Origin of the sequence: Flavobacterium sp., assembly GCF_027483985.1 — a bacterium.
Taxonomy (GTDB): Bacteria; Bacteroidota; Bacteroidia; order Flavobacteriales; family Flavobacteriaceae; genus Flavobacterium.
The window spans coordinates 45666-57858 of the sequence record NZ_JAIXTJ010000028.1; the positions used below are offsets into that span (position 1 = coordinate 45666).

15 protein-coding genes and 1 other RNA gene are annotated in these 12193 nt (G+C 31.9%); 5 read left to right on the forward strand and 11 right to left on the reverse strand.

Annotated features, from left to right (window positions below; all coding sequences use genetic code 11):
* Positions 1-54: 54 nt before the first annotated feature.
* The gene (locus tag Q0050_RS08140) at positions 55-1194 is read right to left on the reverse strand and encodes a M14 metallopeptidase family protein (protein ID WP_298394081.1); all 1140 of its coding nucleotides are present in this window, start codon (positions 1192-1194) and stop codon (positions 55-57) included.
* A 337-nt stretch (positions 1195-1531) separates the two neighbouring features.
* Positions 1532-2080: a 1-acyl-sn-glycerol-3-phosphate acyltransferase gene (locus tag Q0050_RS08145; RefSeq protein ID WP_298394084.1), complete on the reverse strand. Its 549-nt coding sequence runs from the start codon at positions 2078-2080 to the stop codon at positions 1532-1534.
* A gap of 57 nt (positions 2081-2137) precedes the next feature.
* Between Q0050_RS08145 and Q0050_RS08150 the strand changes: the two genes are divergently transcribed.
* Positions 2138-2800, forward strand: a complete 663-nt coding sequence (locus Q0050_RS08150) for a spermidine synthase (RefSeq protein ID WP_298394087.1) — start codon at positions 2138-2140, stop codon at positions 2798-2800.
* On the opposite strand, the gene kdsB is transcribed toward Q0050_RS08150, so the two are convergent.
* From kdsB to Q0050_RS08190, 8 genes are all read right to left on the reverse strand, one after another.
* Positions 2801-3526 carry a 3-deoxy-manno-octulosonate cytidylyltransferase gene (kdsB, locus tag Q0050_RS08155; RefSeq protein ID WP_298394090.1) on the reverse strand — a complete coding sequence of 242 codons (726 nt, stop codon included), beginning with the start codon at positions 3524-3526 and terminating at the stop codon, positions 2801-2803. It lies immediately after the preceding gene.
* Positions 3527-3574: 48 nt separating this feature from the next.
* Positions 3575-4132 (reverse strand): DUF4126 domain-containing protein, encoded by a 558-nt coding sequence (locus Q0050_RS08160; RefSeq protein WP_298394093.1) that lies wholly within the window; start codon positions 4130-4132, stop codon positions 3575-3577.
* A 79-nt stretch (positions 4133-4211) separates the two neighbouring features.
* On the reverse strand, positions 4212-4670 hold the full coding sequence (locus tag Q0050_RS08165) for a protease complex subunit PrcB family protein (RefSeq protein ID WP_298394096.1): 459 nt from the start codon (positions 4668-4670) through the stop codon (positions 4212-4214).
* A 55-nt stretch (positions 4671-4725) separates the two neighbouring features.
* Entirely contained in the window at positions 4726-5169 is a 444-nt protein-coding gene (locus tag Q0050_RS08170; RefSeq protein ID WP_298394099.1) for a VOC family protein, read from the reverse strand.
* 65 nt (positions 5170-5234) lie between these two features.
* Positions 5235-5795 carry a DUF4256 domain-containing protein gene (locus Q0050_RS08175; RefSeq protein WP_298394102.1) on the reverse strand — a complete coding sequence of 187 codons (561 nt, stop codon included), beginning with the start codon at positions 5793-5795 and terminating at the stop codon, positions 5235-5237.
* Between the two features lie 2 nt (positions 5796-5797).
* Positions 5798-6751 (reverse strand): Fic family protein, encoded by a 954-nt coding sequence (locus tag Q0050_RS08180; RefSeq protein WP_298394105.1) that lies wholly within the window; start codon positions 6749-6751, stop codon positions 5798-5800.
* Between the two features lie 59 nt (positions 6752-6810).
* Positions 6811-7236, reverse strand: a complete 426-nt coding sequence (locus tag Q0050_RS08185; RefSeq protein ID WP_298394108.1) for a VOC family protein — start codon at positions 7234-7236, stop codon at positions 6811-6813.
* Between the two features lie 586 nt (positions 7237-7822).
* A complete protein-coding gene (locus tag Q0050_RS08190; protein ID WP_290831658.1) occupies positions 7823-9247 on the reverse strand; it encodes an ATP-dependent RecD-like DNA helicase in 1425 nt (474 codons plus the stop codon).
* A gap of 538 nt (positions 9248-9785) precedes the next feature.
* Here Q0050_RS08190 and Q0050_RS08195 point away from each other — a divergent pair.
* The 4 genes from Q0050_RS08195 to Q0050_RS08210 all read left to right on the forward strand — a co-directional run bounded on the left by Q0050_RS08195 (position 9786) and on the right by Q0050_RS08210 (position 11801).
* Positions 9786-10586, forward strand: coding sequence for a DUF3822 family protein (locus Q0050_RS08195; protein ID WP_298394112.1), 801 nt, complete (start codon positions 9786-9788; stop codon positions 10584-10586).
* Complete coding sequence (gene rsmD, locus Q0050_RS08200) at positions 10583-11155, forward strand: 16S rRNA (guanine(966)-N(2))-methyltransferase RsmD (protein ID WP_298394114.1); 573 nt, start codon at positions 10583-10585, stop codon at positions 11153-11155. The genes Q0050_RS08195 and rsmD overlap by 4 nt, the downstream gene beginning before the upstream one ends.
* A gap of 126 nt (positions 11156-11281) precedes the next feature.
* Positions 11282-11512: a hypothetical protein gene (locus tag Q0050_RS08205; RefSeq protein ID WP_298394116.1), complete on the forward strand. Its 231-nt coding sequence runs from the start codon at positions 11282-11284 to the stop codon at positions 11510-11512.
* Positions 11502-11801, forward strand: a complete 300-nt coding sequence (locus tag Q0050_RS08210) for a type II toxin-antitoxin system RelE/ParE family toxin (RefSeq protein WP_298394118.1) — start codon at positions 11502-11504, stop codon at positions 11799-11801. The genes Q0050_RS08205 and Q0050_RS08210 overlap by 11 nt, the downstream gene beginning before the upstream one ends.
* A 120-nt stretch (positions 11802-11921) precedes the next feature.
* On the opposite strand, the gene rnpB is transcribed toward Q0050_RS08210, so the two are convergent.
* Positions 11922-12193: RNase P RNA component class A (gene rnpB, locus Q0050_RS08215), an RNA gene on the reverse strand; the annotation flags it as partial.

A 12193-nucleotide genomic window follows, 5' to 3' on the forward strand; every position in this document is an offset into this window, starting at 1 on the left:
TTAATTATGACTGCAAATAAATGCATTTTATTTAATAAATAACATAAATTAATGTTATTTTTTTAAACCATTAACAAATTTTATATTTTTTCCCAAACAAAAATCGGCTTTTTGATTGATTTTAGGAAAACCTTCATAATCATCAGAATACATCATTTTATGTGCATTGTATTGAAAATGACCTAATTTCCCTTTTAACGCTCCAATTTCGGCTATATAAGCATTTAATTGGATTTTTCCATCAATAAGCTCTTCTTTGTATTGAGCTGCAAAATTCGTGATAATTTCTTTACCATCATAATTTATTTTGATGTTTTTATAAAGAAAATCATAAAAAACGACATTATTTTGAGGAATTGATAAATATTCTGCGAATTTATTATCAACTACATCGTTTTCGTAAATATGTTTCAATCCCGAAACTAAAGCAATAAAAATCATTTTACGGCTGTATTCTCGGTAATAATCCTCTTGAAAATGTCCGGCTTCAAACAAGATTGTGGGTACCTTTAAATAAGTAAACATATCGCCGATGCAATTTAAATTGAAACCATCATCAAATCGTGCTACTTGATTAGGAATATGTTTTTGAAGTTCTTCATTCATAGCCACAATTACATTCATAGCTTTTAAACGTACCTCATTTACTTCTCTACTTTCATTAAATGATGGCGCCAAAAAAGAAACCGTGGCGACATTACCAGTTGTACCAGCACCAAAAATCGTACGTTGGTCATGCAGATTATAACAAAAATCGGGTTGGAATTCCTCAAATGTTTTTCGAAGCAATTGACTTTCGGGCTGCGACAAATCGATAGAATCTCTGTTTAAATCAACCTTATTCGCGTTTTCACGAGTATATAAAGTTGCCCCATCAGGATTTACCATAGGTAAAAAACAAAAGGTAAACTGTTGCAAAAGCTTTACTGCAATGTCTTCTTGAGAATGAAGTAAATTGAAAAAATCAAACAAGGCTTTTGTAGTAGTACTTTCGTTGCCGTGCATTTGCGACCACATAAAAACTTTAGTCGAACCTGTTCCAATATTATATTTATAAATAGGTCTTCCTAAAACGGATTTTCCTATTACTTCTGTTGAAAATTTTTGAAGAAGAGGTTCAATATCCTGTAAAGTAATGTATCTGCCAAAAAGCGAATTAGCTTTATAGTCTTTGTGTAGTTCAATATAATCCATTAAAAAAAATTTATACAAATGTAAGCAACTTGAACTATTTAGAATAAAAAAACCTTCAACACTGCTGTTGAAGGTCTTTAACAAAAACTATAACAAATCTAACTATTATTTTCTGATAAGATACACACTGCTAATTTCAACTTAAATTCTAATATCAGCTTAGTCTTGCTTAACCACTACATTATCTCCAAACACTGATGTTTCATCGTAGCTGCAAGAAGTCAATATAACAGATAACGCCGTAAGTAATAAAGATTTTGTTTTAATAACACCGAGTATTTTACTTATACTAGAATTTACGAAAAGAAAATGTTTATGGTTTTAAAAAATTTGAAATTTAAATATATTGGCGTTCTGGATAACGTCCTTTTACGCCTTCATAAAATTTTAAATAGACTTTCATATCGTCATCAATTGCTCCAGTTGGATATAATGGATTACCGATTTTTACTTCTTTTTTACTATAATCAAAAGCAACTGGTATAATTGGAACATTGGCTTTTAATGCTATGTAATAAAAACCTGTTCGTAGTTCAGTTACTTTTTTGCGAGTTCCTTCTGGAGCGATTCCTAATCTAAAAATTTCACGACTGTTGTAAATATCAACAATTGAATCTACAATATTTTTTCCGCCACTTCTGTCAAGTGCTGCGCCACCAATGGAACGAAAATAATAGCCGAATGGAAATACAAATAATTCCTTCTTTCCCACAAAATTCATTTCTTGGTTGGCTATTCCACGAACAAAAAGTCCAATAAAAAAATCAAAATTACAGGTATGTGGCATTACAGCAATAACACTTTTTTTTATGTTTTCATCAAAACTTCCTGTGATTTTCCAACCCATTAATCGGTAAAAAATAAATTCGTAAAGTCGTTTCTTCATTTCAAAAATTTTGCGTAAATTTAGAATAATTCTGCTATTTTTGATAAAAATATAAATATGTTCGCCAAACTCTTTAGTTATTTTATTCCAATTAATGTTGTTAAAAGGAATTCTTCGATAAGTAAATCATTAGAAGTTACTTGGAATAATGGCGAGTTGGTTTTGGATTCAAAAAATACTAATTATTCTTATGGTAGTTTGCAACGTATATTAAAAAAAGGATTGAAATACATTGGTTTTGAGCGTATAAGAAATTTTGAAAACATATTAATTCTTGGCGTCGCTGGCGGAAGTGTTGTGAAAACGTTGGTTGATGAAGTGAAATTTGTCGGTAAAATAACAGGTGTAGAAATCGATAAAGAAGTGGTTGCATTGGCCAATAAATATTTCAAATTAAGTGAAATAAAAAATTTGGAATTAATTGTTGATGATGCTTTTGAATTTGTTTTAAAGACCAAATACAAATATGATTTAATAATTATTGATGTATTTCAAGATACTACGATGCCAAATTTCTTGTTTGAAGAATTTTTCATTAATCGAATTAATTTCTTATTAAACAAAGAAGGTTTTATTTTGTTTAACACAATGGTTATCAGTGAAAAAGACCGAATTCGAAATATTGATTATAAAAAAAAATTTGACAATAACTATTCGTTAAGAATGTACCCAAAAGTGGAAGAGCACAACGAACTATTTACAATCAAAAAACTTAAATAATTACACCATTTTTCTGGCCTTTTCTAAATCCTCTGGAGTATCGATACCAATACCTATGTGAGTTGTTTCAACCATTTTAATTCGTTTTCCGAATTCTAAATAGCGTAATTGTTCCAGTTTTTCTGAGGCTTCAAGCGATTTCATTGGAAGTGAATAGAAATCCAAAAGTGCTTGTTTGCGAAAAGCATAAATTCCGATGTGTTGAAAGTAGCGAACACCAACATTTACTTCTCTTGGATAAGGAATTACTGAACGTGAAAAGTATAATGCAAAACCATTTTGATCCACAACAACTTTTACATTATTTGGATTATTGATATCATCTTCATTGGTGATTTCTCGCATTAACGAAGCCAAATCTACTTTTTTATCAGCATCATTTTTGAAAACTTCAATCACTTTTTCAAGAGGTTCTTTGTTGATAAACGGTTCGTCACCTTGAACATTTATTACAATATCAACATTTAAATTTGCAACAGCTTCTGCTATTCTATCACTTCCGCTTTCGTGCTCTTTTATAGACATTATGGCTTTTCCACCATTGGAAACTATTTCGTCGTAAATCAAATTGGAATCCGTAACCACAAATACATCATCAAAAAGATTGGTGTTTTTTGCAGCTTCGTAAGTTCTAAGAATTACAGTTTTTCCACCTAAATCTTGCATCAATTTGGCAGGAAAACGTGTTGAAGCATAACGAGCAGGAATTACGGCGATGATTTTCATAAAAAGGTTTAAAAGTTTAAGAGTTTAAAAGTTTAAGAGTTTAGGAAACTATTTTTTAAACTTTTTAAATATCCAATAAATTACTCCAAAGATAATAACAACGAAGATAACTGCAACTATTGGAAGGAAAATTGCGAGTGAACTTAATGTGATTGCGGTTCCAGTTTCGGCGGTGGAAACTACTGGATTTCCTAAACCTGCTGTTTTTACTGATGATGCTAATCGTGTTGTGGTTGTCAATCCTTGAAATGCTGTGGCGGAACCACTTCCAGCGATTATGGCTAGAATTGTAGTAATTGTTGGAGAAATATCAACCATTGTTGACGACATAACAACAAATCCTGCGATGGCTGCTAAAGGTGTTGCAATTGTATCTAATAAATTATCTATAAACGGAATATAGTAGCCAAATATTTCAAAAATCATTGCTACTCCAAAGCTTATTAACGCTGGCAAACCACCAATCCAAGCCCAACTTTCATTCAGCGGAATTACATTAAAATAGGATGCCAAACTCAAAGCAAATACAGGCAAGAAAACTCTAAATCCTGATGCTGAAGCCAATCCGATTCCGAGGCAAATTGATAAAATGGTTTCGAGATTCATTAAATTTAATTTATAAACAAATGTAATAAAAAAACCTCGCTTGAATAATTTAGCGAGGTTTCGAATGACTTTTTATTTCTTAAAGAAAAACTACTGGTTTAGTTGACTTTGGAATTTTTACAATATAAAAAGGTTGTGTAATTACCATAGTTGCAATTTCTCCTGGACCAGTAACGTTTACTGTTGCTTCTATTGTATTTGCAGTTTCTGTAACATTGTTGATTGCTATTGAAAAACCACCTGTAGGTCTAACTTGGTCAAATGCCAACAATAATTGATAATTATCAAAATCAATATTTAATTCTGTAAAACTTGATGATGTATTGTTAACCGTATCCATTTGATTTATTAAAGCGGTCCAATCGGCTTGATTGCTTACAACAATATTTTGTTGCACAATATTCTCGCTTCCGCTACCATACAAGCTTCCTGACGCTATTAGTGTTGGTGTAATTGCTTGTGGCGGAATGTTAGCGTCATTTTCAGAACTGCAACTTGTTAAAATTAAAAACAAGAATAAAAATTGGATTATTTTCATATTGAATACTTTACTATTATTGTACAGATACAAAAAACTTTAAAAGGTTGCGTCCTTAATTATTTTGTGGCGCTTCATCAAAATTCATCATCCAATGGATTCCGAATTTATCAACAAACATTCCAAAGTATGCACCCCAAAAGGTGTTTTCTAAAGGCATTTTAATTATACCATCAGCAGATAATCCGTTGAATAATCTATCCGCTTCTTCTCTGCTCGATGCGTTTATTGAAATTGAAATATTGTCGCCAACTGTTATTGTTTGACCAAAAGCTTCTGACGTATCACTTCCAAACAAAACGGTTTCTGCACTAATTGGTAAGGAAACGTGCATTATTAAATTTCCTGCTTCTACAGAAATTGGTTCGCAATTTTCTGCTGGTGGCATTTCGTTGAATCTTCCCATATAGGTAAATTCTCCACCAAAAACTGATTTGTAAAAATTGAAAGCTGCTTCGCAAGTTCCGTTAAAAGTTAAATATGCATTTACTGTTGCCATAGTTTGAAATTTTAAGGATTGTTTAATGATTCAAATATATAATTTTTTATCTAATAAACACAAAATTAAACTTTTATTGAGCCACGAAAACCTCTTACTGCATAATACGATTGTGCTCCATTATGATACACAAAAACAGTTTCATAACGAAAATCGGCAAAAAGTGCGCCGCCTAATTTTCTAATTTCTGATGGTGTTTTTATCCAACTTGAGGTTTTTAAATCAAATTTTCCTAATTGTTGTAAGTGACGATATTCATTTTCTGAAAGTAGTTCAATTCCCATTGAGTTTGCCATATCAATGACGTTGTTTTCTGGTTTGAATTCCTTTCTTGCATCTAAAGCTTCTTTATCGTAGCACAAACTTCTTCTGCCTTTTGGCGTTTCTGTTGAACAATCATAGAAAATATATTCGTCAGTTTCTTTATCATAACCTACAACGTCTGGTTCGCCTTCTGTTCGTTCCATTTCGTTTAGTGACCAAAGTTTACTTGGATTGGCTTCTAACTTTTCTTGAATTTTATTCCATTCCAAGCCAAGATGACGATTCGGATTTTTTTCAAAACGCTTTTTTAATATGGCTAAAAGTTCAGATTGTTGACTTGGTGAAAGTTGATTTCTTGACATTGCTATCTTGTTAAATATATCGTTTTATTTTTATCTCCTCTTTTTTCTAAAAGATTTAAATCGATGCCTTTTTTCAAATCTCTACTTGCGGTTGCTGATGAAATGTCCTTGAAAACATTCATATAATCGTTTCGTTTAAACTCTTTTTTACCCAAAGAAATAAAATAATCTAAACGATCATTATCAGTTAGAATTCGGTTATTGAATTTTAATAATTCAAATAATGCTTTATCAATTACGTCCAACATGTATTCTATAAAAACAGTCGACTTTCCTTGTTTATCACTAATTGACAAGGCTTTGTAATAATTTTCTTGTGTTGCACTGATGATGGTTTCAATAGGTAAAAACTCAAAAACTGGATACTCGTTCATCAAAATAACAGTTTGCCAAAGCCGTCCCATTCTGCCATTTCCATCTAAAAACGGATGAATAAATTCCATTTCGTAATGAAAAACACATGCTTTTATTAATGTCAATTCTTCTTTATTTTTGACATAATTGAACAAATCTTTCATCAAAAATGATAAGTTTTCTGCTGGTGGAGCAAGATGAGCCAATTTAGAACCTTTTACAATTCCGACGCTATTTTTTCTGTAACTGCCGCTGTTTTCAACTAAATCTTTCATCAAAATTTGATGTGCTTCTAGGAATGATTTTTCAGAATGTGGCTTGAAAGTTTTTAACTTATCATAAACCTTAAGAGCGTTTAAAACTTCAGCAATATCTTTTTGAGGCGCTAAAACTCTTTTGTTTTCAATAATCGCAGTAATTTGTTCTTCCGTTAATGTGTTTCCTTCTATTTGAAGTGAAGAATGAATAGTTTTGATTCTATTTTGCTTACGTAATTGTGGAGATTGTTTTACCAAATAAACCGCATTAACTTGTCCTATTTTCTCTGAAATTGAGGCAATTAGCTTTAAAATTAATGATGTAATTTCGTAAGGTGGCTTCATTGATAATATCATTTGATAGTATCAAAGGTAATGATTTTTATTAAATCAACTATTTCCTTTTAAGAATTCGAATCAAAATCAATCATCCATTCGATGCCATATTTGTCTCTGAACATTCCAAAATAAGAACCCCAAGGACTGTCTTGAATGGGCATTTCAACTGTTCCACCTGCAGAAAGTCCGTTGAATAATTTGTCAGCTTCTTCTCTACTTTGTGTTGAAACGGCAATTTTAGAGCGGTTTTCGTTTTCGTTCACGGTTCCTAAAAAACTTGGAACATCGTTTGCCATAAGTGTATTGTTTCCAATGGGTAAAGCAATGTGCATAATTTTATTAGCATCTTTTTCATCAATTGGAAAATCTGGACCTTCTAAATCTTTGAGACGCGTAATTTTAGTGAATTCTCCGCCAAAAACAGATTTGTAAAAAGTAAATGCTTCTTCTGCATTTCCGTTGTAGTTTAGATGTACGTTTATTAGTGCCATGGTTTGTTGATTGATTGGTTTATGCTAATGTATAAAAAAATCCTCAAAGTTAGAAGACATTTGCGGAGCTTTTTATAGGAACACTTTGCAGAGCAGATAAAGGATAACAAAAAAGAACCAAAAATAAAACAACAGATAATTACTTACTAAGTTAATCTTTTCTGATAAATCATTTTTCAAGACTTTATATTTTCTTATTAATTTGTCAGGACGATAATAAGTAAAAAACAATACAATACATATAATTGTAATAAATATAGCAAAACTTAATCCTCCATTTTCTCCTTTTAACTTTAAAGAATCACGAATAAGTTTGGTTATTATCGAATATAAACTAAACTTTCCAAAAAAAGACATTACACTCATAAGTATAAAAAGAAAACCTGCTATATTTCCTTTCAAAGTTGTACTATAATAAATATCTGGCTTTATGTACGACATAAAAATAAATCTTACTCCAAGTAATAAAATTAAAGTTGAAAGTAAATAATTGAATAATTCTGCCATTAAAATAATACTTAATTGTTTTGTTTGCTTTGTAAACAAATTAAGGGTTAACTTTTCAAATATAACAATTTCCTAAAAACTACTCCAAAAAACTCTCATCCTTAAAACCAATCAAATACAATCTGTCTTTGGCTCTTGTAATTGCAGTGTACAACCAACGAATGTAATCTCTGTCGATGCCTTCGGGTAAATACGGTTGTTCTATGAAAACGGTGTTCCATTGTCCGCCTTGACTTTTGTGACAAGTTATGGCGTAAGAGAATTTTACTTGCAATCCGTTGAAGTATTCGTTTTCTTTTACTTTTTGGAACTTGGCGTATTTGGTTGTTAAGTGTTCGTAATCTTTCATCACTTCTTCATACAATTGGTTGGATTGCTCGTAGGTTAAGGATGGTGATTCACTTTTAATGGTATCTAAAATCAAAACAGTTTCAAACGGAATTTGGTTGGGATAATCGACCATTCGTATTTTGACTTTGGCAAATTTGAATCCGTATAATTCTTTGAAACTATAAATTTCCAACACTTCGATGATGTCACCATTGGCTATAAAACCTGCTTCGTCTTTTTCTTTCAACCAAAAGTAATTGTTCTTCACGACCATCAAGAAATCGCCTGTAGATAAATCGCTTTCTTTGTCTAGGATTTTGGTTCTAATTTGCTCGTTGTATTGGTTCGCTCTTTTGTTGGAACGCACGATAAACGCTGTATCTTCAATAGAATAATTGCTGTAGGCTTGGTTAATGGCATCTTGAATATCGTAACCATCAGTAAGGCGAACAATGTCTTTGAAACCTCGCAACTTGAACTTGAATTCGGTGATGAAACTGTCTTTTAATAATTCACGTAATTCGGTGGCGTTGTAAAGAATTCCGGAGTTTAGTTCTTGACGCATTACTTCGTCGAGTTCAATCCAATCTACTTTTTTGTCGTAATTTAATTCTAAAGTATCCGTGTTTAATGCTGGCGAAATATCTAAATTCACTGGCGGAAGCTGAGCCGTGTCGCCAAGTAAAATCATTTTACAGTTTTCACCACTATAGATGTAGGAGATTAAATCGTCGAGCAAACTTCCGTTTTCGTACATTTTACTTTCGGCTGCTACATCAGAAATCATCGACGCTTCATCGACTATGAAAATTGTGTTTTTGTGTTTGTTTTGTTGCATCGTAAATGCCACTCCGCCACCACTCGACTTCTTTGGAAAATAAATTTTCTTGTGAATGGTAAAAGCTGGTTTGTTGGAATAATTGGCAATGACTTTCGCAGCACGACCAGTTGGCGCCAACAAAACGTATTTTTTATTGACTTCGATTAGGTTGTTTACAATGGTAGAAATTACGGTGGTTTTTCCTGTTCCGGCGTATCCTTTTAGTACAAAAATGCTATCGTTGTTGACATTGGTGATGAAAACGGCGATTTTTTGAAAGAAAGCATCTTGCTTAATCGTGGGATTAAACGGAAAGTTTTGGGATAGAATGGAATAGAAGTTTTTGGTTGCCACAGGTTTTTATTTAACCGCAAAGTACGCAAAGTTTTACGCAAAGTTCGCAAGGATTTTGTTATTTTTTTGCCATAGATGAAAGAAGATAAAAGAAGATAAAAACTGATTAGCGAAGATTTTTGAACCACATAGAAACATAGATTGTTTTGTGGTAAAGGCGCTTCGCTTTGGATAGGTTTCATAGAATGTTGGGACGCGGATGAAACGGATGGAACGGATTGTCGCGGATTTTTAAAAATGTTGTTTTGAAAATCTAATTTTGTAAAAATGGATGGCTGTTTAGCCCTGATTACCTCACATTATATTAATTTTTATAGGGGTTCAGTGAACTTCGTTTGGAGCAGTTACCTTGTAACGCGGAAAGCAGGAATAAGGTTTGTAGAAATGCCAGAACCATTCGCTCCTAATATTCATCGAGATAAATTCTAAAAAAAACATATCTTTAAATGAGACGAGATACTGAAACAAGTTCTTGAGATACTGAAACAAGTTCAGTATAAAATTCGTAAGTTTGCGGTGTTAAAAATGGAATTTCAAAATGAGTATTACGGACAAAACTTATAAAAAACTAGCTATTCAAGTTTCTTTGAATGGGTTGTCGTTTTGTGTATTTGATACTTTGAGTGGCAAACCTGTGGTGTTGCATAACATTCATTTTGATAGTTTTCAGCGCAGTGCTAAGATTGAAGATTTGTTTGCTTCGGTTTTTAGAGAACATCCTGAATTGAGTCATAAATATGATGAAATTGAGATTCTTCACAGTAATAATTTATCGACTTTTGTGCCGACAGCTTTGTTTGACGAGGAGTTTTTAGGAAGTTATTTGCAATACAATACGAAGGTTTTTGAAACTGATTTTTTCACTTTTGACGCTTTGGATAAGTATGAAATGAACAATGTTTACATTCCGTATGTGAATATGAATAACTTTTTTATTGACCAATATGGTTCGTTTGAATACAAGCACGCGAACAGTGTTTTGGTCTCAAAATTGTTGGATTTATCTAAGAATAATGAGGAACGCAAGATGTTTGTTCACGTAAGTGAAAGTCATTTTGAGATTATTGTGGTTCAGAATCAGAAGTTGCATTTGTTTAATTCGTTTGAATACAAAACGCCTGAAGATTTTATTTACTACATTCTTTTTACCGCTGAACAATTGCAGTTGAATCCTGAGAATTTCAAATTGGAATTGCTTGGAGCGATTGTTGAAACGGATGCTTTTTATCAAATTGCCTACAAATACATTAGAAACATAAGTTTATTTGACGTTTCTGATTTTACCAATAACTTCACGGAAAAAGAAAACCGCGAACACTTTATACTACTTCACTCGTGAGAATCATTTCTGGAAAATACAAAGGACGACGAATTACAGCACCAAAAAACTTACCGGTTCGACCAACGACTGATATGAGTAAGGAAGCGTTGTTTAATGTGCTGAACAATCATTTTAACTTTTCGGGATTGAAGGTTTTGGATTTATTTGCTGGAACTGGAAACATTAGTTACGAATTTGGTTCGCGTGGTTGTGACAACATTACGTGTATCGATGGCGATATGGGTTGTGTGAATTTCATTAAGAAAACTGCTAAAGAATTTGATTTGAATATCACGGCAATTAAAAGTGATGTGTTCAAATTTTTAGAAAAGCACAAAGGAAGTTATGATATTATTTTTGCCGATCCGCCTTATGGAATTGAGCAAAAGGAATTTGAAAAACTAATCGAATTGGTATTTGAAAACGAATTGTTAGACGAAGAAGGAATGATGATTATGGAACATTCCAAACATACCAAACTCGACCATATGATGCATTTTTCTTTTCAGAAGAATTATGGTGGTTCGGTGTTTTCTTTTTATGAGTTTGAGGTTGATGATGAGGAAGATGATAGTGAGGAAGAGTAATCTAATAAGGAATTGATTGCCTCAAAAAAGTTAAATCATAACGATTAAAGTTATTATTATTTTTAGTAAATTTGTAGAAGTACGTATTTTAAACTACTATCAATAATACATCTAAAAATAATTACAATGCAAACTATAACTTTAGATTTACTCACAAAAAAATTAAAAGATGCTCCTCAAAGTGTTTTGGAAAGAGTTTTTGGTTATGCAGAAGCGCTTATTGAACCAACTTCAAAACCTTACTCTTTAACAAAAGAGCAACAAGAGCAACTTGATAATCAAATAAATTCTGATAAATCTGATTATGTTACAGCTGAATCTCTTTATTCTGATTTAAAAAGTAAGTATGAGTTATAAGATTATTGTATCACCAATTGCATCAAAAAATATTACAGATGCTGTGGAATATTATATCTACAAAGCAAGCAAAAAAGTAGCCTTAGATTTTTTAAAGGATTATAAGAAAACCTATAAATCTTTAGAAATTAATCCGTTTTATCAATTTCACGATTCTAATTATCGATTTTTGCCTTTTAAGAAATTTCCATATATCGCATTTTTTATTGTTGACGAACCTAGTAAAACTGTCTTTCTAAATGCTGTTTTTCACACTTCTTTAAATCCTGAAAAGATTCCAAGTAAATAAATTAAATTAACAATTTTCCATAAAAATAGGAGGTTTTTTCTAATGGATAAGAGATATTCTGATTTTCATCAGGTTTAATTCAACTAAAAATTTTGAAAAATTCAAAGTTAAAACCAATATAAAAAAAGCAGACCTATAAGCCGGATTCTGTTCTTTCTGAACTTGTTTCAGAATCTGATTCAAATTAGAAATACCTTATCATTTATCTAGACTTGCAATTACTCACAAGTTCCATCTTTCTACCCTTCGACAACGGACGAGTAATCCTTAAATGTCGATATACTTGAAATTTCACCGCATAGAGTTTACCTGGTTTCACTACAGCCGAACTGTACATACTTTCTGTTGCACTTGTCCTCGTCTTTCAACGGTTGGGCGTTACCCAATATGCT

Coding starts and splice junctions, on each gene's coding strand:
- Q0050_RS08140 (WP_298394081.1), bottom strand. CDS start 1,194: ATGGATTATATTGAACTACACAAAGACTATAAAGCTAATTCGCTTTTT.
- Q0050_RS08145 (WP_298394084.1), bottom strand. CDS start 2,080: ATGAAGAAACGACTTTACGAATTTATTTTTTACCGATTAATGGGTTGG.
- Q0050_RS08150 (WP_298394087.1), top strand. CDS start 2,138: ATGTTCGCCAAACTCTTTAGTTATTTTATTCCAATTAATGTTGTTAAA.
- kdsB (WP_298394090.1), bottom strand. CDS start 3,526: ATGAAAATCATCGCCGTAATTCCTGCTCGTTATGCTTCAACACGTTTT.
- Q0050_RS08160 (WP_298394093.1), bottom strand. CDS start 4,132: ATGAATCTCGAAACCATTTTATCAATTTGCCTCGGAATCGGATTGGCT.
- Q0050_RS08165 (WP_298394096.1), bottom strand. CDS start 4,670: ATGAAAATAATCCAATTTTTATTCTTGTTTTTAATTTTAACAAGTTGC.
- Q0050_RS08170 (WP_298394099.1), bottom strand. CDS start 5,169: ATGGCAACAGTAAATGCATATTTAACTTTTAACGGAACTTGCGAAGCA.
- Q0050_RS08175 (WP_298394102.1), bottom strand. CDS start 5,795: ATGTCAAGAAATCAACTTTCACCAAGTCAACAATCTGAACTTTTAGCC.
- Q0050_RS08180 (WP_298394105.1), bottom strand. CDS start 6,751: ATGAAGCCACCTTACGAAATTACATCATTAATTTTAAAGCTAATTGCC.
- Q0050_RS08185 (WP_298394108.1), bottom strand. CDS start 7,236: ATGGCACTAATAAACGTACATCTAAACTACAACGGAAATGCAGAAGAA.
- Q0050_RS08195 (WP_298394112.1), top strand. CDS start 9,786: ATGAGTATTACGGACAAAACTTATAAAAAACTAGCTATTCAAGTTTCT.
- Q0050_RS08205 (WP_298394116.1), top strand. CDS start 11,282: ATGCAAACTATAACTTTAGATTTACTCACAAAAAAATTAAAAGATGCT.
- Q0050_RS08210 (WP_298394118.1), top strand. CDS start 11,502: ATGAGTTATAAGATTATTGTATCACCAATTGCATCAAAAAATATTACA.